At 58.8% G+C, this 22,305-nt stretch carries 18 protein-coding genes and 1 pseudogene; 11 read left to right on the top strand and 8 right to left on the bottom strand.

Annotation, left to right across the window (positions count from 1 at the left end; all coding sequences use genetic code 11):
• Positions 1–231, top strand: a 231-nt coding sequence (locus VNX23_RS08485) for an AbrB family transcriptional regulator (RefSeq protein ID WP_325628980.1), incomplete at its 5' end; no start/stop codon positions are given.
• A gap of 330 nt (positions 232–561) precedes the next feature.
• Here the strand turns inward: VNX23_RS08485 and VNX23_RS08480 are convergent.
• Positions 562–1,722, bottom strand: coding sequence for a patatin-like phospholipase family protein (locus VNX23_RS08480; RefSeq protein WP_325628978.1), 1,161 nt, complete (start codon positions 1,720–1,722; stop codon positions 562–564).
• Between the two features lie 275 nt (positions 1,723–1,997).
• On the opposite strand from VNX23_RS08480, the gene VNX23_RS08475 reads away from it, so the two are divergent.
• Positions 1,998–2,894: a LysR family transcriptional regulator gene (locus VNX23_RS08475; protein WP_325628976.1), complete on the top strand. Its 897-nt coding sequence runs from the start codon at positions 1,998–2,000 to the stop codon at positions 2,892–2,894.
• 12 nt (positions 2,895–2,906) lie between these two features.
• On the opposite strand, the gene VNX23_RS08470 is transcribed toward VNX23_RS08475, so the two are convergent.
• Positions 2,907–3,623 (bottom strand): peroxiredoxin-like family protein, encoded by a 717-nt coding sequence (locus tag VNX23_RS08470; RefSeq protein ID WP_325628984.1) that lies wholly within the window; start codon positions 3,621–3,623, stop codon positions 2,907–2,909.
• A 305-nt stretch (positions 3,624–3,928) separates the two neighbouring features.
• Between VNX23_RS08470 and VNX23_RS08465 the strand changes: the two genes are divergently transcribed.
• The 7 genes from VNX23_RS08465 to VNX23_RS08435 all read left to right on the top strand — a co-directional run bounded on the left by VNX23_RS08465 (position 3,929) and on the right by VNX23_RS08435 (position 10,943).
• A complete protein-coding gene (locus VNX23_RS08465; protein WP_325628974.1) occupies positions 3,929–4,417 on the top strand; it encodes a cupin domain-containing protein in 489 nt (162 codons plus the stop codon).
• 149 nt (positions 4,418–4,566) lie between these two features.
• Positions 4,567–5,769: an MFS transporter gene (locus VNX23_RS08460; protein ID WP_325628972.1), complete on the top strand. Its 1,203-nt coding sequence runs from the start codon at positions 4,567–4,569 to the stop codon at positions 5,767–5,769.
• 371 nt (positions 5,770–6,140) lie between these two features.
• Positions 6,141–8,195, top strand: coding sequence for an adenylate/guanylate cyclase domain-containing protein (locus tag VNX23_RS08455; protein WP_325628970.1), 2,055 nt, complete (start codon positions 6,141–6,143; stop codon positions 8,193–8,195).
• A 258-nt stretch (positions 8,196–8,453) separates the two neighbouring features.
• Positions 8,454–8,750: a DUF2282 domain-containing protein gene (locus VNX23_RS08450; protein WP_325628969.1), complete on the top strand. Its 297-nt coding sequence runs from the start codon at positions 8,454–8,456 to the stop codon at positions 8,748–8,750.
• Between the two features lie 71 nt (positions 8,751–8,821).
• Positions 8,822–9,679 (top strand): DUF692 domain-containing protein, encoded by an 858-nt coding sequence (locus VNX23_RS08445; protein WP_325628967.1) that lies wholly within the window; start codon positions 8,822–8,824, stop codon positions 9,677–9,679.
• A gap of 8 nt (positions 9,680–9,687) precedes the next feature.
• Entirely contained in the window at positions 9,688–10,473 is a 786-nt protein-coding gene (locus tag VNX23_RS08440; protein WP_325628965.1) for a DNA-binding domain-containing protein, read from the top strand.
• A complete protein-coding gene (locus tag VNX23_RS08435) occupies positions 10,470–10,943 on the top strand; it encodes a DoxX family protein (RefSeq protein ID WP_325628963.1) in 474 nt (157 codons plus the stop codon). The genes VNX23_RS08440 and VNX23_RS08435 overlap by 4 nt, the downstream gene beginning before the upstream one ends.
• 235 nt (positions 10,944–11,178) lie before the next feature.
• Here the strand turns inward: VNX23_RS08435 and VNX23_RS08430 are convergent, their stop codons facing one another.
• Positions 11,179–12,948, bottom strand: a complete 1,770-nt coding sequence (locus tag VNX23_RS08430) for an adenylate/guanylate cyclase domain-containing protein (RefSeq protein WP_325628961.1) — start codon at positions 12,946–12,948, stop codon at positions 11,179–11,181.
• 113 nt (positions 12,949–13,061) lie between these two features.
• Positions 13,062–14,834, bottom strand: coding sequence for an adenylate/guanylate cyclase domain-containing protein (locus VNX23_RS08425; protein ID WP_325628959.1), 1,773 nt, complete (start codon positions 14,832–14,834; stop codon positions 13,062–13,064).
• Between the two features lie 238 nt (positions 14,835–15,072).
• Here VNX23_RS08425 and VNX23_RS08420 point away from each other — a divergent pair, with 238 nt between their 5' ends.
• Positions 15,073–16,383 carry a caspase family protein gene (locus VNX23_RS08420; RefSeq protein WP_325628957.1) on the top strand — a complete coding sequence of 437 codons (1,311 nt, stop codon included), beginning with the start codon at positions 15,073–15,075 and terminating at the stop codon, positions 16,381–16,383.
• A gap of 254 nt (positions 16,384–16,637) precedes the next feature.
• Here VNX23_RS08420 and VNX23_RS08415 read toward each other — a convergent pair whose 3' ends face one another.
• The 3 genes from VNX23_RS08415 to VNX23_RS08405 all read right to left on the bottom strand — a co-directional run bounded on the left by VNX23_RS08415 (position 16,638) and on the right by VNX23_RS08405 (position 20,354).
• Positions 16,638–17,615 (bottom strand): ABC transporter substrate-binding protein, encoded by a 978-nt coding sequence (locus tag VNX23_RS08415; protein ID WP_325628955.1) that lies wholly within the window; start codon positions 17,613–17,615, stop codon positions 16,638–16,640.
• 301 nt (positions 17,616–17,916) lie between these two features.
• Complete coding sequence (locus tag VNX23_RS08410; RefSeq protein ID WP_325628953.1) at positions 17,917–19,167, bottom strand: adenylate/guanylate cyclase domain-containing protein; 1,251 nt, start codon at positions 19,165–19,167, stop codon at positions 17,917–17,919.
• A gap of 284 nt (positions 19,168–19,451) precedes the next feature.
• Positions 19,452–20,354 carry an ABC transporter substrate-binding protein gene (locus VNX23_RS08405; protein WP_325628982.1) on the bottom strand — a complete coding sequence of 301 codons (903 nt, stop codon included), beginning with the start codon at positions 20,352–20,354 and terminating at the stop codon, positions 19,452–19,454.
• A 333-nt stretch (positions 20,355–20,687) separates the two neighbouring features.
• Here VNX23_RS08405 and VNX23_RS08400 point away from each other — a divergent pair.
• Positions 20,688–20,849: pseudogene (locus VNX23_RS08400) on the top strand (IS5/IS1182 family transposase); the annotation flags it as partial.
• Positions 20,850–20,881: 32 nt separating this feature from the next.
• On the opposite strand, the gene VNX23_RS08395 reads toward VNX23_RS08400, so the two are convergent.
• Positions 20,882–22,204: an IS701 family transposase gene (locus tag VNX23_RS08395; RefSeq protein ID WP_325628951.1), complete on the bottom strand. Its 1,323-nt coding sequence runs from the start codon at positions 22,202–22,204 to the stop codon at positions 20,882–20,884.
• Between the last annotated feature and the right edge of the window lie 101 nt (positions 22,205–22,305).

The following is a 22,305-nucleotide window of genomic DNA, read 5'->3' as shown; positions in this document are numbered from 1 at the left end:
GTCGAAGTTTTCGATATCGATCCTTTGACGGCCTATCTTGCCACCAGCCCGGGCGGGGCAGACTCGGTCGCCATTATTGCGGCATCCACCAATGTCGATGTCGGGTTTGTTATGGCGCAGCAGATCGCTCGTTTTATGCTCGTCCTTATCATTGGCCCGGCTTTGTCTCGATTCGTTGCGGATCGGATAGCTAGGAATGTTTTAAATATTTCCGACAAAACTCCCACCTGAGTGAGTTGGTCGCAGAAGATTAGTTCAGTCGGGTGCCGGTATGGATAATCCCGATCAGGGATGGTTGGCTCGCTTACGCGAGACCGAGCCGATATTGACGGACGGGATAGCTTGGACGGCTATAGGAACAGAAGCCGATATTATCAGAGGATAGCCATGAAGTCCCTATCCGTGCGGTAGCCGTGATGGTGATGTCCGTTCAGGGTCAAACGCAGACCTGACAGCCCCGAAACGCGACTTCCGGTCTTACCTGAACAACGGACATCATTAGGTCGGCTCGGTTGGTCCGTTCAGTGCCAACAACGGAAGTCGACGTTACGACTGGACTCATCACTTCGCGGCTTCCGGCATCACTTCCATCTGTTCATGGAGAATGACCCCCGACAGCGGGTCGAACTCGCCGACCCAGGGCTTACGCTGCAGCACCGCCTTGGTATGGGTGTAGCCCGCGTCCCAGCGCTGCATGATGCCGGACGCGCTGAAATCGATATCCTTGGTGTGCGTCTCGCGATCGAGCTGGGGTGCCAGCAGGCGGACCACATGCATTCGCGTCGGACAGCCATAACTCGCCAGTTCGCGCACCTCAGGACTGTTGCGCTCGGATTCGGGCAGCCGCGCCGCGAACTGGTTGATGACATGACGCAGCCGGTGCGCCTGCTGCTGGCGCGCGATGTGGCTTGCGATCCGGCTCGAATACTGCACGTCCTTATGCCGGTTCAAAACCTCCGCCATCGTGGTCGGCTCGGCGCCGGACGGATTCCACAAATGCACCGCGAAGATCAGCGAGTCCCTGCGCGGAATGTCGTCGAACACCGCTTCCGTCGGCGTGTTCGACAAAATGCCGCCGTCCCAATAGAGTTCGCCGTCGATGCGGATGGCCGGAAATGCCGGCGGCAAAGCGCCTGATGCCATGATGTGCTTCACGCCTAGCTTGGTATCGCGGCTGTCGAAATAACGCATCTGACTGGTGCGGACATGGGCGGCCCCGACGGTGAACCGTGGCGTGCATTGATTGACCAGATCAAAATCGACAAGTTCGGTCAGCGTCCGTTCCAGCGGTGCGGTCGAGTAATAGCCGGCATTGTCGGCACCCAGCGGATAACTGTCGCCGGCATGGGCCAGCGCGTTCGGCCGAAAGAAACCGGCAATACCGTTGGTCACGGTTGCCCAATAGGACAGCTTTTCGTTGAAGTCCGGCAGGACGTGGCGAAAACTCCAGACCGGACTCTGCTCCATTCTTTTCCAGAATTCGCGCAAACGCGACAGCCGGTTCTGCGGCGAGTTGCCCGCAATCAGGCTGGCGTTGATCGCCCCGATCGAAGTGCCGATGATCCAGTCCGGCTCGATACCGGCCTCATGCAGCGCCTGATAGACGCCGGCCTGGTAGGAGCCGAGCGCGCCGCCACCTTGCAGCACCAGAACGACCTGACCGGGGTCGGATTTTTCCGGCAACGTCTCATTCGGCGAAGAACAGTAGTTCTGCATGTTCATGTCACGCTCCATTCGGATCACGTCGACTCCTAGATCTTCGCGAGCCGCTTGAACCTGTTACCTTCACGTTTCAGTGGGGACACCTTGCGTCTTCAGCCGGATATTCATGGCAGATCCGTGCGTGGATGTTCTTTTCGGCCGAAATCTGCCCCCGGCGCGGAATTGACGGAAATGCTTTTTGGCTTCCGAAGTCATACGCCGCCGCTATTGCGGTCCTGATGTACCCACCGGCGCTTTTAGGCTAGTTTGCCCGAAGCAAGCCGGGCGGCACGATCATGGAAATGCACCAGGTCAGGTATTTCCTCGCGGTTTCGCGTCTGTTGAACTTCACGCGCGCGGCCGACGATTGCAACGTGACCCAGCCGTCGCTGACGCGGGCGATCAAGCAGCTTGAGGCCGAATTGGGCGGCGATCTGTTCCGCCGCGAACGCCCGGCCGCGCAATTGACCGAGCTCGGCCAGCGGATGCTGCCGCTGCTGCAACAATGCTACGACGCCGCCGCTGGCGCACGCATGCTGGCATCGTCCTTCAAGAGCGGCGAAATCGGCGCACTCCGCATAGCGCTCACCGATTCCATCGACCTGTCGCTCCTGATCCCGCATCTCGACCAGCTCAAGCGGCAGTTCAACCGCCTGGAATTTCGCTTCCTGCGCGGCAACAGCGAGGAAGTCGGCGAGTATTTGAAGGCGGGGGAGGCCGAGCTCGGCATCGCCGCTGAGCTTGGTAGCGACTGGGACCGGCTGGATACCTGGCCGCTGTTTACCGAATATTTCACTCTTGTGGTGAGCAAGCGGCATCCACTCGCGAGCCATGACCATGTCGCCTTCGATGATTTGCGCAACGAGCAGCTCTTGTCGCGAGACTATTGCGAACATTCCGAGCGAGTGGGAAAATCGCTGCGTGAGCACGGCGTCGCCGTCGATCGCAGCCACGAGATTTCCTCTGAACGCGACCTTATCGAGCTCCTCGAAGCCGATATCGGCGTCGCCGTGATGCCCCAAACCACGCCGATTCCGGAGACGCTGAAGCGCGCCACCATCGACGGGCTGGATTCGCGGCGAACCGTCCACCTCTACGGGGTCGCTGGCCGTCAACGCGCCGCGGTCGCATCTGCGATGATGCGGATGCTGCGCGGCGCGGACTGGCAGCAATTCTTGAGTGGGAGTGCGTGAGGTGATGCGCCACTAGCGCCCCTCGCTCGTGTTTCTGACTGCGACGATCAGATCATCGATTTCCATCCGACTGCGAAAGTCCGGATCGACGAACCGCGCCCTCACCAACCCATCGCGGTCGACCACGAAGGTTGCGGGTATCGGCAGCATCCAGTCATCACCACCATGAAAATTCGAGATGTCCAAATAGGAAAGCAACTGCTGGATCTCGGTGCCCACCCAGATCGCGAGATTGAGCGACAAGGCATAGCCGTTGTCGAGGTCGGTCAACACCGGGAACGGCGCGCCTGAATCGGATTTGAACCGCTGGGTGTATTTTTGGGTCTCAGGCATGATCGCAACGAGCTGGCCACCCAGCGCCGCAATGCGGTCCTGCGCCTTGATCACCGCGCTCACATTCAATCGGCAGTACGGACACCAATGTCCCCGATAGAACATCACGACGAGCGGGCCCTGGCTGATCAGGGAATCCAGAGTGACGAGGCGCCCGGTTTCGTCCGGCAGCATGAAAGGCGGCATGATTTCGCCGGGGCGAGGCGCATTCTCTCCGCCGCCATTTTCCTTCAGACGAACGACCAGGCGATCGACCGCCTCGCTATAGGCCGGAAAGATATCGCGTCCCGCGCCGGCATAGGCCTGTAGCCGCTCACTGAGCGTTCCCTCCATATCGCGGCAGCGCTGGAAGGCGAGCTTGAGGCGTTCGGCATTGGCAGGCGAAAGCTGCGTCATATTGGCTCCAGTCGAATTGATAGGCATCTTATTTTCCTGTTTAGGCCGCCCGCAAGAGGCAATGCATCAAAGGCTGGTTCGGCCCCGCCTGCAAATGCCGATGCCCAATCGGTTCAATAGCTGACATACATCGCAAAACGATCGCGCCCGGCTATCGACCTAAAACTCGCGCGTCTCCAAAGCAGCATAGCGCACCGCTATGGACTCAAGAGCAAGCCGGCATTTCATCCGGCGAGCGGTTTCAACGATGGTGGTGTCTTCGCCGGCCAATTATTCCGGGCCAAGGCAGAACAGAGGAGACCACTATGTTGAAATTAACGAATTCGGGCACAGCCTGGCAACGCCTCGTGCTTGCCGGCATCATCGCCGGATCGACTGTGGTGACGTCGAGCGCCTTTGCCGGCGAATGTCCGGCCGGCAAGACAAAGCCTGACGTTCGCGAAAAGGTCGACTACAAGCCGGTGGGCGTCACCGACGTCACACTTGGCTCGATCGATCTTGAAAAGCAGCCCGCCCACATCAAGGGTCGCGAACTGCGCTTCCGTAAACTGACGATCGAGCCCGGCGGTATCGTGCCGTGGCACAGCCACGACGACCGCCCCGCGCTGATCTTCATCCAGCAGGGCGAGATCGTCGAATATGCCAGCAACTGCTCCGAGCCGATCGTCCACAAGACCGGCGACATCCGGCCAGAAGTGTTCGGCACTTCGCACTGGTGGAAGAATCTCGGCAAGGAGACCGTCATTCTCTATGTCGGCGACGTCCGCAAGGATCCGCAAGACCACAATATGTAACGAGACCTGAGATGTAACCGTTCTAGCTGTAACGAGACTTGGCGACCGCACGGGCCAAGCCCTCGTTGCCGGAAGTGACGCCCTGGACCCCACCGTGTTGCCCCGCACGCCCAGGCGTCACATCCCTCTCTATTCAGGCGAGCCGCGCCATGACCGAGATATCCGCGCCTGTAAGAACCGAAGCGATGGAGATGCACGGTCACTCGCCGGGTGTCGCGCTGCGGTCGCTGGTTATCGGCCTGACCGCCTTTCTCACCGTGGTCGATCTGTTCGCGACCCAGGCGATCCTTCCTTCGCTGACCCAGCACTACAACGTGACGCCGGCCGCGATGGGCTTTGCGGTCAACGCGAGCACCATGGGCATGGCAGTCGCCAGCCTCGTGATCGGCGTCCTAAGTCCTCACTTCGATCGGCGGCTTGGGATCCTTATCAGCCTGATCCTGCTTGCCATCCCTACTTCTCTGCTCGCGGCCGCGCCTGATCTCACCACGTTCACGATCCTTCGCGTGATGCAGGGCCTGTGCATGGCCTCGGCGTTTGCGCTGACGTTGGCATATCTTGGCGAACAATGCAGTTCGATGGACGCCGGCGGCGCGTTCGCGGCCTATATCACCGGCAATGTCGCCAGCAATCTGATCGGCCGACTGGTTTCCGCCGCGGTCGCCGACAGCTTTGGACTGGCATCGAATTTCTATTTCTTTGCGATACTCAATCTCGCCGGCGCGGTGCTGGTTTATTTCACGATCCGGCGAGTCCAACCGATGCATGCGATGTCTGTGGTGCAGTCGCCGCTGAAAGCGGCAATCAGCCATTGGCGCAATCCAGCGCTCCGCGCTGCCTTCGCGATCGGCTTCTGCATCCTGTTCGCCTTTATCGGCACCTTCACGTTCGTGAATTTCGTGCTGGTACGCGCGCCGCTGTCGCTGGGGCGTATGGATCTCGGCTTCGTCTATTTTGTCTTTCTGCCCTCCCTGGTCACGACACTCCTTGCCGGCAATGCGGTCGCGCGGTTTGGCACGCAGCCGGCGATCTGGGGGGCGCTTGCGGTCGCTGCCATTGGCCTGCCGCTGATGCTGACCTCGCATCTTGCGGCGGTCCTCACCGGGATGGTTTTGGTCGGGGCTGGTACGTTCTTCGCTCAAGCCGCAGCTACCGGCTTTGTCGGGCAGGCTGCGCATGAAAACCGCGGAGTCGCGAGCGGGACGTATCTCGCCTGCTATTTCATGGGCGGCCTTGTCGGCAGCGCCGTGCTGGGACAGATTTTCGACCATTTGGGATGGATCGTTTGCGTAACGGTCATCGGCGCCTCACTCGCCATAGCCGCTGGACTGACAGTCCGCCTGCGAGCGTAAGTCCGCTCCGGGTCCTTTTCAGACGTCGGCGCTCAACGCGCGCGAGGTCTGCTTTGCCCCCAGGAGCGGACATCAACAGGCCGCCCGATCAGGTCCGTTTTGTGCCGCCATTAGCGGAAGTGGCTCAACTTCATTCAATGACCTCGTCACGCATCAGAAATGACTCCGGAATAGTCGGTCAGGCGCCTTACTCGCGGATAACCGGATGTCGTCGACGTGCCCCGATGAAACGAGTCAGATCAAATCGTTCAGAGTGCATCGTGGTTGGTAATTGGCCAATCTTCGCTAAGGCAACCATAGCCGGAAGCGAAGCCATTTGCTTTGCATCGATGGCGCTTTGTCGGTAAACACAGTAGGAGGCTCCAACAATCATGCGAATTGGCATTCGCCTGGCGATTTCCGGTCTGGTCCTCGCATCGATCATGGTGAGTGCGATCGGCGTCCACGTCCTGTGGTGGCGCACAGCGGAAGCGAACAGCCACGCGCTTGCAGAAACGATCAACGAGCAGATCGTGTCGGCGGTCGAAAAGGAACTCACTACCATCACCACCGAAGCGCGCGCGGCACATACCGCGATCCGGACATTATTTGTTCAGCACGTTCTTGAGACCCGCGAAGCGGACAAACGCGAGTTCGTATTTCTGTCGCAACTACAGTCGCAGCCAAACATATCGTGGGTCGCGTTCGGCTGGCCTGACGGAGCATTTTTTGCGGCGCATAAGCTCGGCGATCTGGGACTGGAAATGATGGAAATCGCGCCCGTCGACGACGAGATCAAGCGCCGCATCGACCAATATGGGGTTGTAGTCGGAGACATCCAATTCGAGAAACGCCGATTCGAAAATACAGATTACGTCGTCACCGATCAGGAATGGTACCGGAGCGGAATGGCAACTGACGAACCGCGTTGGTTCGATGTCATGGTTCATCCGGTAGGATCGCGCCCGTCGATTGCTTATGCCGGCCCGATCGACGTGTACCAGAAGCGCCAGGGTGTTCTCGCTGTCATCATCGAATACACGCGGCTCGCCCAATTTCTGTCGCAGCTCTCCGTTGGAAAATCCGGCGCGGCGTTCATTCTGGGTCGCGATGGGACCACCATCGCGGCGCCAGATCCGGATGCCGATGAAGTCAATATGCAGCGGTCGGACCAGCCGTTGTTGCCGATCGCCCAAAGCGCGATCAAGAAAGCCGGCAGTTCTTACGACAGCGACAAGAAGATTGCGGCTCCTGTAAGGTTGGTCGCCGCGGGAGATGCCTATGCAGTTACTTTGACGCCGCTCGCCTTTCCCGGTTGGACGCTCGCGACCGTCATTCCGGAAGCGGAATTTCTTGGTCCGATCGAGACTACGATACGAAAGTTACTCATTGGGCTGGCATTTCTCATTCTTGCCGCTGGTATTCTTTCGGCCTGGCTTGCTCGACGGGTGATTGCTACACCATTGATCATGGTAGTCGATGAGCTCAAGCACGTCGCACGGTTCGATCTCGATCAGGTGCGGCGGCACGCCTCGCGCTTGATCGAACTTGAAAATCTATCGAATGCCATCGCCGACATGGCCGGCGGGCTTGCCGCATTTCGGAAATACATACCTGCGGATCTTGTGAAGACACTGGTCAGCAAGGGTATCGAACCACGTCCCGGCGGCTCCATCCGGACCCTGACGGTCTTGTTCGCGGATATTGCCGGCTTTACCGGGTTGTCTGAACGGCTTGGCGATCAGATCATCCCGCTGCTTTCCGGCTATCTAGACACCATGTCTCGCGAGGTCAGCACCCACGGCGGCACAATCGATAAATTCATCGGCGATGCAGTGATGGCGTTCTGGGGCGCACCCGCGGCAAATGCCGCTCACGCTGTCGACGCCTGCCGAGCGGCGCTGGCCTGCCAGCGTGCCCTTCGGGCGTCGGGACTGACCGAGGACAGTGGCCAGCCGCTCAGAGTGCGCATCGGCGTCAATTCCGGTGACATGCTTGTCGGCAATATCGGATCGGAATTCCGGCTCAATTACACGGTGATCGGTGATGCCGTAAATGTCGCCAGCCGGCTTGAAGGCGCAAACAAGGAGTATGGCACCGAAATCATCATCGGAGAGGAAACGCGCCGCCTTGCCGGCGATAACATACATGTGCGCGAACTCGACCGGCTGATGGTCTATGGACGAGCGGGCGGAATTGCAATCTACGAACTGCTTAGTATGGCCGAACGCGGAGCCATGCTTCCAGGTTGGGTGGCGCTGTATAATTCCGGCCTTGCGGCCTATCGCACGCGCAATTTCAGCGTTGCCATAAACCTGTTTCAGCAGGTTTTGGACGCGCGGGCGTCAGACCAACCCGCGCGCATTATGCTCGAACGATGCAGCCAATATCTCAAATCGCCGCCGGGAGGGGATTGGGAAGCGACGAACGCAATGAAAGCCAAATAGGTCCGCAAAGTTCGCCATCGGTTGTTAGCGTGCGGCGCAGCGGAGGCCGTATCGAATTAAATCCGATGGTTATCGTAAAATTCCGCTCCGATCACAGCATTGTGAGGGCGGGGTCGGAAATGTGCAGCGGGACGTGCGTAACCACGCTACGATTGCTACGAGCCCTGCCGTCGTCGGATTCTTCGGCACGCCGATGGTAAAAGTTGTGTCTATGCCGTCGACCCGCAACGCCCGATGTTCCCGGGAAAGGAAACTCCTATGAATTCCAAGAACGTCATCGCCAACGCCACAATCGCCGGCTCCTTCGCCGCTGCCCTCACTATGATCGCTGCCCCGGCATTCGCAGCGCCGAAGCCGCCGCAGCCCACCATGGACAAATGCTACGGCATCGCGATGAAGGGTGACAACGACTGCGCAGCCGGCGCAGGCACCACCTGTGCTGGTACCGCGAGTGCCGACTACCAGGGCAACGCCTGGAAGTACGTGGCGAAAGGGACTTGCACGACAATAAAGACCCCAAAGGGTATGGGCTCGCTCGAGCCAATCAAGTCCTGAGCTAAAATGAGGCGCGGGCCGTCCCGCGTGCGCTCCCCTATTTCTTCGGCACGCAAAGCCGGAACGTACATATGTCCATCGCTTTGAATCTGCCGGCGTGTACCGGCGTCGGCTTCAAGCCCGCGCATTTTTGCGACATCCTCGCCGCTCCGCAGCCGCTCGGATTCTTCGAGGTACACGCGGAGAACTACATGGGTGCCGGCGGACCACCGCACGCGCAGCTCGGCGCATTGCGCGAACACTATGCGTTGTCGGTGCATGGCGTCGGCCTGTCAATTGGCTCGATGCAGCCGCTCAACCGCGACCATCTCATGCGGCTTAAAATGCTATGCGATCGCTACGAGCCGGAGAGTTTCTCGGAACATCTCGCCTGGTCGTCGCACGACGATGTCTACTTGAATGACCTTTTGCCGCTGCCCTATACGCAGCAGACGCTGGCGCGGGTCGCCGAGCATATAGACGAGGTGCAGACGGCGCTCGGACGCCAGATGTTGCTTGAAAATCCATCTACTTACATTCGTTTTTCCGAAAGCACGATTCCGGAGGTCGATTTTCTCACTGAAGTATCGAAGCGAACCGGATGCGGATTGTTGCTCGACATTAACAACGTTTTCGTATCAGCAAAAAACCACGGTACGCACCCGCTGCCATATCTGGACTCGTTTCCATTCGATCAGGTGAAGGAAATCCATCTCGGCGGGCATGACGAGGAAACGGACGATGTCGGCGCCCCGTTGCTGATCGACACCCACGGATCACCGATTGCCGAAGCGGTCTGGACGCTCTACGCTCATGTCGTCGCCCGCGCTGGCGCGCTTCCGACCTTGATCGAGTGGGACAATGACGTTCCCGATTGGCCGACGCTGCTCGCAGAAGCGGTCGCGGCACAGGATATTCTTTCTGATGCGTCACGCGCGCCGGCGGCATGAGAGGGGCCATGCTCGCACCGTTCGAGACGTCGTTTGTGGATGCGCTGCTAAACGCCAATCAGCCGGTTCCTTACGGCATAACCGCTCATAATGCGACAGTTCCTACGCGGCGCTTTGCCGTCTACCGCAACAATTTGGTGGCGGGCTTGAGGAAAGCGCTCAGGACCCGTTTCCCTGTGGTCGAGAAAATCGTAGGCGAAGAATTCTTCGTCGCGATGGCGCTGGTCTTCGTGAAAGAGCAGCCGCCGCGCTCGCCTCAACTCGCAACCTATGGGGACGAATTTCCCGCTTTCATCGCGGCGTTCGAACCGGCACGTGAGCTTCCCTATCTTGCGGACGTGGCCCGGCTCGAGGCCGCGCGCACACGTTCCTATCATGCGGCCGACGCCACGCCCATCGGCGCGGACCATTTTGCGACGCTCGATGCCCACGCTGTCGGGGCCATCCGCATCGAGATGCACCCCTCGATTGGAATCGTTCGCTCGGCATATCCGATCGTCACGATCTGGGCGATGAATAGCGGCGAACAGGAGCTTGCGCCGATTGAGAATTGGCGCGGCGAGGACGCGCTCGTCTCTCGCCCCTATCTCGAAGTGCAAGTCCGCGCGCTGCCGCTGGGTGGCGCGGCATTTCTGCTTGCACTCGCCGCAGGCCGGCCGCTTGGCCAGGCGGCCGAAGCTGCGATTGCCGACGATCCGAATTTCGACCTTACCAGCAACCTCGCGGGACTTATCGGCTCGGGCCTCGTGAGGGAAATCGTTCATCCAGAGCCGAAGAAATATTGGCAGTCATGACCAACGTGCTCCCCGTCGCAGCGCGTCCCGGATCGATTCTGGTACGGATCGTTCAAAGGGGGATCGCGGCGTTGGATCGCATCCCCGGGGGGTTTATCGCGCTCGCGGCTCGCATTTTTCCGGCCGCGGTGTTCTGGCAGTCCGGCGAGACAAAGGTTGCGGGCTGGCACCTTAAGCCCAGCGCTATCTCGCTCTTCGAGAACGAATATCAGCTTCCGCTGATCGATCCTACGATCGCCGCTTACGTGTCGGCCTTTTCCGAGCATTTCTTCCCGATCCTGCTTGTTATCGGGCTCGCAACAAGATTTTCGGCGTTGGCGTTGCTGTGCATGACGGCGGTGATCGAGATTTTCGTCTATCCCAGTGCCTGGCCGACCCATGGAGTGTGGGCCACTTGTTTTCTTGTCGTGATCGCGCGGGGCCCGGGTTCGCTATCGCTCGATCATTTGATCGCGCGCAAATACCAGTAATCCGGATAGCGTCCTGCCTATGGCCGCCGACGATGCAGTCGAATTCAGAAAACGGCCTGGCCGTTCGATTCCCGCCACCTCAATTTAGGACAACCTCGCGCGTTCGGTGAATGACTCGGAATGTCGCATTTGGGTCAATTTCGGAAGTCGGCGCTCGTAATCGCGAGGTCTGCTTTACCCCGATGAGCGGACATCGCGAGGCTGGCCACGCATGTCTGAAAAGTGCCAACAACGGTCATTCGGGCATGCCCATTATTCGATAGGCTTCCGCAAACTTCTCGAAATCGTCTTTACGAAATAGTGTTTGGCTTCGCAGGTTCGAGATACGCTGGGTTGGATCCAGCTGCAACGCAACGAGCCATGCTCGTTTGGCGTCCTCAACATGCCCGGACTTGGCGCAGCACGCCGCCCCAATACGTTGCAGTGCGACAAAGTTTGGCCACCGCCGAATGCCTGTCGTCGCACATTCAAGCGCTTTCTCGTAACGACCCGCGAGAAAATGCGCACTTGCGAGCCCGGAATAAGCAAGAAACGTGCGCGGCTCGAGCGGACTCAGACGCACGGCGTGCTGAAAATGCTCTATCGCCGCATCCAGCTCTCCGAGATACATTTTTGCGCCGCCTCCCCAGAGACGCGCGACGGCAAGGTTTGGATCAAGCCTGATCGCCTGATCAAGAACGGGCGCCCCTTCTTTGAGATTGCCGACGACATAGGTCAGAGCTTGACCGGCATAGGCCAGGACTCTCGCATCGTCATTCGACAACCTTAATAGGCGACGCGCCAACTGATCGGCTTCAACGATCCCTCGATCACCGATTTTGATCCAGGCGAAAGCCTTGCCCGAAATATACCAGCCAGCGATAGCGGCTTGAGCCAGCGCAAAGTCCGGATCAAGTTCAACCGCTTTCCGAAGGAGGGGCATCGATTGCTCGTGTCCCTCCTTTGTGAATTGGTACAGCAATGCCAGGCCACGCAGATAGAAATCGTAAGCGCCGAGATTATGCGTTGGTTTTTTCCGCGCGAGCGCGATCTCTGCGTCCTCCAACTTTGGAGAGATGGCGCCTACAATGCTCGCGGTGATTTGATCCTGAAGGTCGAAAATGTCTTCGAGACCGCCATCGAAGCGATCCGCCCAAAGGTGAGCATTCGTCGAAACCTCGATCAGCTGCCCCGTAATACGAACTTTATTTCCGGCCTTCCGTACGCTCCCCTCCAGCACGTAACGAACACCCAACTCGCGACCAACCTGCTTGATATCGATCGGCTTGCCCTTGTACGTGAAACTGGAATTACGGGCGATAACGAACAGCCATTTAACCCGCGATAGAGCGGTCGTGATGTCTTCCACCACCCCGTCAGCGAAGTATTCCTGTTCGGGGTCACCGCTCATGTTCTGGAAGGGCAGAACAGCGATGGAGGGCTTTTCGGGCAGCGGAAGAGGTTTGGTGGCGGCCTCGCTCGGTGACTTTGCGGCTAACACCCCCGACTGACTCACGGCGTAGAGCCGCACTGGCAGATCGATATTCTTGAGCGATTTTTCGCCGAGATCGTCAAATGCGAAGCTCGTTTTGCCTCGCACCTGCTGGAACGCACTGCTGGACAGATAGACGCCACCGGGTTCGCATTCACCCTCGACGCGAGCGGCAACGTTGACGCCATCGCCAAAGATGTCATCGTGGTCGATGATAATGTCTCCAATATTGATGCCAATGCGAAAGTTGATCTTTGGTTCTGTGGCTTCGTTCCGTTCAGCCATCTTGTCCTGCACGATCACAGCGCAGGTCACCGCATCCACCACACTTGCAAATTCCACCAGCATTCCATCGCCAGTGGTCTTGACGATGCGGCCTTTATGCCCGGCAATCGTGGGATCGACGACCTCTCGCCGCAACGCCTTCAAGGCTGCCAGAGTGCCGACCTCGTCGGCTCCCATTAGCCGAGAGTAACCTGCGACATCGGCTGCTAGGATGGCTGCAAGCCGACGTTCGACCCGCGCCTCGGCCATTTAGTCTCTCCGGTCCAGGGCAATAATTGGCAACTCTATGGGCCAAAACCGGCGCGTGTCCATCGCCTTCGCAATGACCGCTGTGGGTCGATGCTGTCGAAAAAGGGCTTGATTTAATTGACGTCCCAAACACCTGACAGAATCTTGGCGGCGCGCCGTCCATGAGACCTTTCGATCTCTTGCTGCGTCAGCTTTGGCCGGAGACGCCTCGCAGCCATCAGCGCGCCTCGGGCGAGTTCGGCCCGCCCCAGCGCGGCCTGAGCCACGGCTTCAAGGATCGGCGGGAGGTAAAGGCGGGGATCTCGTCGTGCGGCGATGCGAGCCTCTTCCAGCGCCTCCTCCGGTCGGTCGGCACGCAGCAGAAACCCACCCAGCCCCCAGCCCCAAAATGCTAGCCGCCTGTCGCGGGGGCTAAGCTTAATTCCGTGGCGCATACGAACAATTCCAGCGTCGAGATCGCCCGTCATCGCGAGCGCCGCGCCGAGAGCTACCTCGGCCTGCGCATTGCTTGGATCTATTTCCAGAGCCTGCCTCAGGATTTCCACCCCTCGCTCCGTGTACCCAAGATCGGCGAGTGCACAGCCGGCATAACCCAAGACTTCTGAACTGCCTGTATCGGCCGCAATCGCCATTTCGGCCGCCGCTAGCGCCTCCTGGATTCGCTCCGCCGAATGTTCGACCAGGCCCGTGGTTTCCGCCAGCGCCGTTAGAAGGGCCAGTTGCCCCCGCGCAAGCGCGAAGTCACCGTCGAGTTCGAGCGCCCGTCGGAGGAAGTTTTGTGCTTCCGTAACAGCTAACTCGTTCCACCCCTTGCCTCCGAGCGCGCCTGCGGCCTGATGGTAGCAGCCCCAGGCATCGACATTCTCCGGACGCTGACGCCGGATTACCGTGACCTGTGCCTGGGTGAGCGCAGGCTCCAGTTCGATAATTATTCCGCGTGCGATGTCGTCCTGTAGTTCTAACGTCTCGGCGCGCGTGGCCTCGAACTTCCCGGACCAGAGAATGCGGCCTGTCGGGGCTTCGGCAAGTTGGGTTGAAACGCGGACTTGGTTGCCAGCACCTCGAACGCTTCCGTCCAGCACGTAGCGGACCCCCAGTTGTTGGGCGACGATCGAAGCTGGCGTTTCAGGATTTCGAAAAGCAAAGGAGGATGCCCGAGAAATCACGAAAAAGCCGGGTACCCTTGCGAGCAGCGCGATAACGTCTTCCGCCAGCCCTTCGGCCAGAAATTCGAGCTCACGATTTTCCGACAGAACCTTAAACGGCCTAACGGCAATCGACGGCCCCTCGGCAGCCGAACCGGCCTGCGGGCGCCAGGAATGCTCTATAGCACTGGCACCGTTTGCATCGTCACCCGGTCCGAACATGACCTGAAATGCACGCACAGGGCGCTCGATGTTCCTTAGCAAGAGTCCACCAAGGTCGCGAAACTCGGCCTTTACATGATTCAACACGGCATCATGGGCAGCGGCGGAAATGATGATGCCGCCCGGCTCGGCTAATCCTTCAAGTCGCGCGGCAACATTTACGCCGTCACCAAAGAGATCGTCGTCTTCTATGATGACGTCGCCGACATTGATCCCGATCCGCAACTCAAGACGCTTATCCTGCGGCACGGAGATGTTGCGTTCCTTGATGCCGAGTTGAACCTCCACCGCGCAACGCGTGGCGTCAACGACACTTGCGAACTCGATCAAAAGCCCATCGCCGGTGGTTTTGAAGATACGACCGCGATGCGCGGCAATTTTGGGATCAATAATTTCCCGCCGATGGGCCCGGAGCGCGGCGAGCGTACCTTCCTCGTCGGCACCCATGAGGCGGCTGTAGCTCGCTACATCGGCAGCGAGGATGGCAGCCAGCCGTCGTTCGACGCGCGCCTCGGTCATAGGTCCCAATCCACCGTGGTTTCAAAGTTTAGGCTCGGGAGTAGCGTGTGTCTATCGAACGACCTGACGGCCTCGAAATCCAACTTCCGCTTTTCCCCCGAAAGCAGACTCAGATCGGACATCGTCGGAGGTCCGTTTCGTGCCAAAAGCTGACCCGATGTCGCATCTGTGATGCTTCTCACGTTTCCGAAGATAGCAGAGTGTAATATTAATTGCTTGTATCCTTCGGGAGGGGCTTATGCACCGAGACGTGCTATTTGCCTTTTTTGCTGCTGTGTTTTTCGGCGTTTTTGCCACGCCAGCTTTCGCCGACAATCGAGTAGCGCTTCTCATTGGCAATGGCGCCTATGCTCGTGTACCGCACCTGCCGAATCCGGTGCACGACGCCGAAGATGTAGCCGCTGCCCTCAAGCGATCTGGCTTTGAGACCATCGTTGCTACCGATCTCGATAAAGCCGGAATGGATGAGGCGATGATTAAATTTGCCCGGGCGGCGCGGACTGCCGACGTGGCGATGTTCTATTACACCGGGCATGCGCTGCAGTTCGGAGGGATCAACTATCTTGTGCCGGTGGACGCCCAGTTAAACGATGAGGCAGACTTGCGGCGCCTGGTTCGGGTCGACGACGTCATCGCTGACATGCAGCCGGCGAAGAACTTGCGCATCCTTGTGCTGGATTCTTGCCGCGACAACCCACTCGCCGCGCAATTGAAACGCTCCATCGGGACTACCCGCAGCGCCAGCATTGGGCAAGGTCTTGCGAAAATCGACAGCCCAGAGGGCATGATCATCGCCTATGCGACGCAGCCCGGGCGCACGGCCGAAGATGGCGACGGTCGCAACAGTCCCTATACAACCGCGTTCCTTAAGAACGTCGAGACAAAGGAAGAGATAGGCACCATTTTCCGCCGCATCAGCGCCGATGTTTATGAGACGACCCATCACGCGCAGCTTCCAGAGTTGTCCTTGTCGCTGATCGGCGAGTTTTATCTGAACGGCAAATTGCAGATCACCGCGACGCCAGCTCCGATGCCTGCCCCAGTCGATCCTTGCGAGGCCGCAAGCGAGCATTGGAAGAGTGCCGAGGCCATCAACACAAAAGCGGCGTATGAAGATCATCTCGCGCGCTTTCCGACCTGTTTGTTCGCGGACCTCGCCCGAGCCAAAATTGCTTCGTTGACGATACTGGACCCGGCAAAAGACAAGCGGCGCTTCGACGGACTCTGGCTGGGAAAGCTTGTCTGCGAATCCACGGCTTCTGGACTGCCTGGCTTTGAGAGAGAATTTGGCGGAAGAATCAAAGACGGCGTCTTCCATGCGGAGACGGGTCTGGTCGGTAAGCCGGGCTCACAAATCTTCGATGGGACGATTGAGCCCGATGGGTCAGCGGATATTCTGCAGAAAGGATGGAGTGGCGCGAAGGATCCTTTTCACCGCCCGCTTGGGACAGAATTTAACAATAGGTATCTCACCAAATTCGACGGCTCCCATGCAAGTGGCACCAGATCTGACCGACCCTCTTGCAACGTGAATCTTACAAAACGCTAGGACGCGATTGGTGATGGCTCACCGGATCTTCGTGCAACTCCAAGCCGATGGCTTGGCTTATGGCGACAGGAAACCTAGTTCCTCCGTTGAGGAACATTTTTTACGCCAGCTCAGAAGACAGATCGCCCTTGTCCGCTCCGGGTCAAAAAGCTGACCTGACGGCCTCGAAATCCAACTTCCGCTTTACCCCTGAAAGCAGACTCAGAGCGGACATCGCACCATGCCCGTTTCGTGCCGGAAGCGGTAATGGAGGCCTATTCAATCACCTCAGTGGCGAAACCTAAGACTGATGTCGGGATTTCTATGCCGAGTATCTTTGCTGTCTTTAAATTCACGACAAATTCAAACCTGCTGGACTGATCAATTGGCAAATCGGCGGGCTTGTCCCCCTTCAGTATTTTGTCCACATACGGGGCCGCCGCTTTGTAGCTATCAAAGAAGTTTGCGCCGTAGGACATCAGCCCGCCTGCCTCTGCGAAGGTCCGATATCCAGTCATGGTAATGAGGCGCGACTTCACCGACAACTCCGCAAGCGCCTTGGAATTAGAAAAATATAGCGGGTCTATTAGGATCAGAAGTACCCCTATTCGTTCTTGGACGACAGTTTCGAATGCAGCTTCAAATTCAGATGGCTCCCGCACTTCAAGAAAGCGCAGTTGCAAGCCGAGCATTTCAGACGCCTTCTTTGCTTCTTTCACTTGTTGCGTTTGGAACGTCACGTTGGTTGGATTGAACATCGCCGCGATATCGGTGCGGTCAGGTGCTACCAATTTTAGTAACTCCAATTGTTTAGCGACGAGCGCGAGGGCCAGCGTGGATGTGCCTGTCACATTGCCCCCGGGGCGAGCGAGTGAAGCGGCAAGCCCCGCACCAACTGGATCGCCAACGCCCACCATCACGATGGGAATTGTGGTGGTCTGGTTTTTGGCGACTTCGGCAGCCTTAGTAACGAACGCTACGATTACGTCCACCTTTAGACGGATCAGATCGGCGGCCAGTTCGGAAAGGTGGTCGAACTTTCCCTCTGCCCATCTGTATTCGAACCGAATGTTGCGTCCTTCGACATACCCAAGCGCCCGGAGGCCTTCGATTAGCCCGTCAACATTGCCTGTTTTCGGTCCCTCAGGACTGAGCACGCCAACAACCGCGATCCCTGATCGCTGGGCACTAGCCGCTAAGGGCATAGCGGCAACCGCGCCGCCGACGAGTGCGATAAACTCCCGCCGTCTCATGCGGTCCCCTTCTAGGATCAGGCGGTCGCAGTGTAGCGGTAAATCGATGCTCGGAAGATGTCGGAAAGCCGGCCTTTCGATTTATTTTTGTCGACGTCCGAGATGGGTCAATCGCGTCACTTTGGCTGTCGGCTGACCACTTCCGGTTTGCACCCAACTCCGGACAAGTCGCTGTGCCGCAATAATTGACGCTAAGTGCCAATAACCGACATCAAGCTGCAGCGATGTTTGCGAACAAAGATGGATGGCCTTTCGCCGGTCACTGGTTCCTGAGCCATCGAGGGTCGTTTCCGCGCCACCGTTATTCCAGCTGCATGCGGACGCCTTTGGCGCCATTTAGCAACCGCCGCAGGTGAAAGCCGGCAAGATTGTCGTCGGCATGTAGTCCGACCAGCGCCGCGAACGCCGGCATCGCCGCCGCTTCGCCCGCCTCGAGCTTGGCGAAGGCTTCGCAATATTGCGTCGTCGCCGGTTTATTGAAGGTTGACGCCGGCAGCGGCTCGTAGGCGCGAAGCAGCTCGCTGGGGCCGCGCAGCACGAGATCGCCGACTGGCCGCCCCGAAAAGTTCCCGGAGCCATCGGCAACCGTAGCGCTGACGCAAATCCGGGTGCCGAGGAATTTGTTGGCGGCCTCCAGCCTAGCGGCGATGTTGATGGTGTCGCCATAGGCCGTGTAGTCGAAAAAACGGCTGCCGCCGAAATTGCCGACCAGCGCCGGGCCGGCGTGAACGCCGATGCGGGTCGCGCCGAAGTTCACGCCCTTCGACTTCCAGCGACCGCGAAACGCCTCGGCCCAGAAATCGAGATCGTGCGCGCATGCAACCGCGCGCGCCGCATAATCCGGCTGATCTCCAGGGGCGTTGAAGAGAATCTGGATTGCATCACCGATGATCTTGGCAACCGTGCCTTCATGGGCGAACACGATGTCGGTCATGCCGGCCACATATTCATTGAGCAGCGCGCCCAGCATCTCAGGCGCGGCAGCTTGCACGAGGGTAGTAAACCCGGTGATGTCGGTGAAAACGGCCGCGACCTCTCGCCAACGCACCTCCATGCCGTTGCTCTCGCCGATGGCCGCGAGCCGGGAGGCGATCTGCGGCGAAAAATACCGCGATAACGACGCATGCGCGCGCTCGGCTTCGGCCTGGCGGTGACGCGCCTCGCGCATCATCTCGACATGACGGATGGTCTTATCGATCGTCATTTCCAGATCGTCGAAATCGATCGGCTTGGTCAGAAAATCGAACGCCCCGCAGTTCATCGCGGTGCGGATGTTGCGCATGTCGCCGTAGGCAGAAACGATGATGGTCGATTTATTGTCCTCCGCCTCCTGCAGTTTCCGCAATAACAACAGGCCGTCCATCCGCGGCATGTTGATGTCGGATACCACCATGTCGACATGCGGGTATTGTTCGATCGACTGCAGCGCCTCGATGCCGTCATGGGCGAACACGAACCGCATCGCGCCGTCGCGGATCTGCTTGCGGAACTTCTGCAGCACCAGCTCCTCGAGATCGAGCTCATCGTCGACAACGAGGATGGTTGCGGTCATGCGGCCTGCCCGAGCATGGTGTCCGTTGTAAACTCACGCCTCCTCATCGAGCCCTCCCGTTGAAAGATGCAGCAGAATGTGGGCCCGGCGTTCCCCCGGATCCGCGTCAAGATTGTCTTTGAGGTCGATCTTGTGGCTACCGACGGCACTCGGCTGCCAATTATTGCAAGCCGTCGCTTTTTGGGCAGCTCTCAGGTAAGCACTGTGCTTGGCCGTGCGCAGACGCTACACTGAATTTACCTAGTTGTCTCTAATGACGAATGTCGCTTTCGGGCCATAAACGGTCATTCGATCACCTCATCGGCGCGACCGAGCAGCGAGAGCGGCACGCTAATGCCAAGCGCCTTGGCGGTTCTGAGGTTGATGAACAACTCGACTTTCGTGGACTGCTGCACCGGCAGGTCGGCAGGCTTCTCACCGTTGAGAATCCGGCCGGTGTAGGCACCGGCCAACCGGTAAGAATCCTCTACACTTCCTCCGTAACTCATTAGCCCGCCAGCCGCGACGAACTCGCGATACTGGTAGGCTGCGGGCAATGCGTGACGGATCGTCAGTGCAGCAAGCTCGGCGCTCCGGGAATTGAAGAACACGTCGCTGCCGATGACGAGTCCGCCTACACCCAATTTGAGCACAGTTTCAAAGGCTGAGTTTATGTCGCTCTCGTTGCTGGCATCCAGGATGTGGATGCGCAGCCCCAGGGTTTTGGCCGAGGCCAATAACTCTTTCGACATCGTTTCCACAAAGGGACTTGAGGGATTGACGAGAAAGGCGAACACGGCGGCAGTCGGGACCAGTTCATGTAGCGCCTCCAGCCGTTTCGGCCCGAGCTCGACGGTCAAACTAGTTACGCCCGTTAGGTTGCCGCTTGGTCGATTCATGCTCGCGACAAGCCCAAGCGCGACTGGATCGGCGCCGATCCTGAAGATGATTGGAAGTGTGTTGGTTGCTGCCTTTGCGGCGAGTGCCGACGAACTTCCATCGATCGTGGTTATCACTGCTACTTGGCGGCGAACGAGATCAGCAGCCAATTGCGGCAATCGATCGTATTGACCATCCGACCACCGATATTCGATCCCCACGTTCCTGCCCTCAACGTAGCCAGCTTCCTTGAGACCTTGGCGAAACGCACGCAAAAGGCTCGCGTGTGTCTCCGGCGCATCACTGTCGATGAGCCCGATCACTGGCATCGTCAGCTGCTGCTGCGCGCGAGCTGGGAGCGGCACCGCAACCACTGCGCCGCTGAGCGTGGCTAAGAATTTTCGCCGGCAGATGTGAGCTGCCATTTGATTCCTCCCGGGGGCTGCCCAGGCGACGGAGCGACGGTATCACACTTTCAATCGTGTGCTCTGTGACAGCTGACACCTCAGGCGCAGAAACGTTCCCATGACCGGTTTGGGTCATTTTCGACGGATTCGGCGGCGGTTGTCGGCTGGTCGATGTCCGCTATGCCCCGAAAGCGTCGAAGCTTGGCCGGACCAATAGCGTTGCGTTTGGCCGGACTCCTGTGATTCAAACTTTATCTCTACCGTGCTCGCAACAGGGTCGAACGGTTCTTCAATCGGATCAAGCAATGTCGTCGGGTCACGACGCGTTACGACAAGGTTGCAGCCAACTACCTTGCCTCCGCCCAGCTTGCATCGATCCGGCTATGGCTGGCTGCCGTTAATGAGTCCACGCCCTAGCACTACTTTGGCAGATTTATTACTGCGGCTTTTCACGGCTTCGTCTTCTGCAGTATGGGCATCGCTGAGATGGCGGTCGAAGTATGAGATTGACGATGGCGTGGCGCACCGCTGGCAGGCTTGGCTGAGGCGGAGGTCCGTTGATTCTTTTTTTTCCGCCCCGCTTGTGCGAGGCGACGGTGTTGCAAGAAGGCGTAGGCGATCATGGTCATCAGCGCGTGACGATGAAGACCTTGCCATGATCGCCCCTCGAAGTGATCAAGCCCGAGTTCCTCTTTCAACTGCTGATGCGCCTGTTCGCAAATCCATCGTGCCTTGATGGTGGCGGCTAGTGTGCGCAGATCTGTCGTGGCAGGCAGGTTGGCAAGATAGTATTTCTTTTCCCCCGAGGTCCTGTGTTCGCCGATCAGCCAAGCCTCCTCGCCGGGAAGATGCTGCTGGCCCTTATCCTTGATCCGCTGGGGAGGCCCATCGGCGATCCGCACCCGAACGGCGGCAAAACGCGCCTTCAATCGGCCTTTGGTCCCGTTTCGCCAACTCACATTTTGCCACTTGGCATCGGCGAGCATGTCTTCGGCTGCCCTCGACAGGATGTTCGGAATGTACCGCTTGCGGGGACGCCCGCGCCCAGCAATCGGCCAGATCAGCTTGACGTCGACCGGGTACACCTTCAGGTGACGAGGGATGCCGACGGCCCAGGCCAGCCCGCGTGCCGTGAGCCCTTGTCGAAACGGCGCACTGAGGCCGTATCCTGCATCCGCCAGCACACAACCGAAGCGCATGCCGGCTGCCATCGCGCGATCAATCTCGGCCAAGGCGATCTCTGGCTTGGATCGTGGTGTTCGGTATTCGACAGGTACGCCGGCGCGCTTCAAACGTGCGGCATCGCTTGTCCAGCTCTCGGGTAGGAAGAGACGCAATGCGATCATTGCCGGCACTTCACCACGCGCGAGCGTCAGCGACACTAATGTTTGGCAATTCGCCGTTTTGCCCAGGGCCGAGGCATATTGAGCCGCGACACCGACTGAGTGTTCGCCCTTCTTCGGCACCGCGGTGTCGTCGATAACCAGCACCGCATCATCGCCGCCGACGAGCCGGTCGGCCTCATTGAGCAGCTCAGTCTCCAGCGGAGCCGCATCCCAGACGCCATCGGCGATGAAATGATGCAGCTGATCGTATTCGCCTGCCGCAAAGCGCTCTGCCATCGGTTGAACGCTTTTGCGTTCACCAGGGCCGATCAGCCCTGCAATGTAAAGCGGACACATCCGCCGCCGGGCCTTATGACCCAAGCGATCCAGGAATGGCTTCAGCCAACGCTCGAGCTCGTCTTCCCAATCCGACGTCGCGTTCCCCATGGTCGGCCCTCCACAAGCCGACCCCCTATGAATCACTGAAAAATCGATTCGGGAATCCTGATAGGCTCTTCAAACTGAAAAATCTGCCAAGGTAGTGCTAG

The organism is Bradyrhizobium sp. (assembly GCF_035570375.1).
Lineage (GTDB): Bacteria > Pseudomonadota > Alphaproteobacteria > Rhizobiales > Xanthobacteraceae > Bradyrhizobium.
This window is presented reverse-complemented; position numbering and strand designations above follow the sequence as displayed.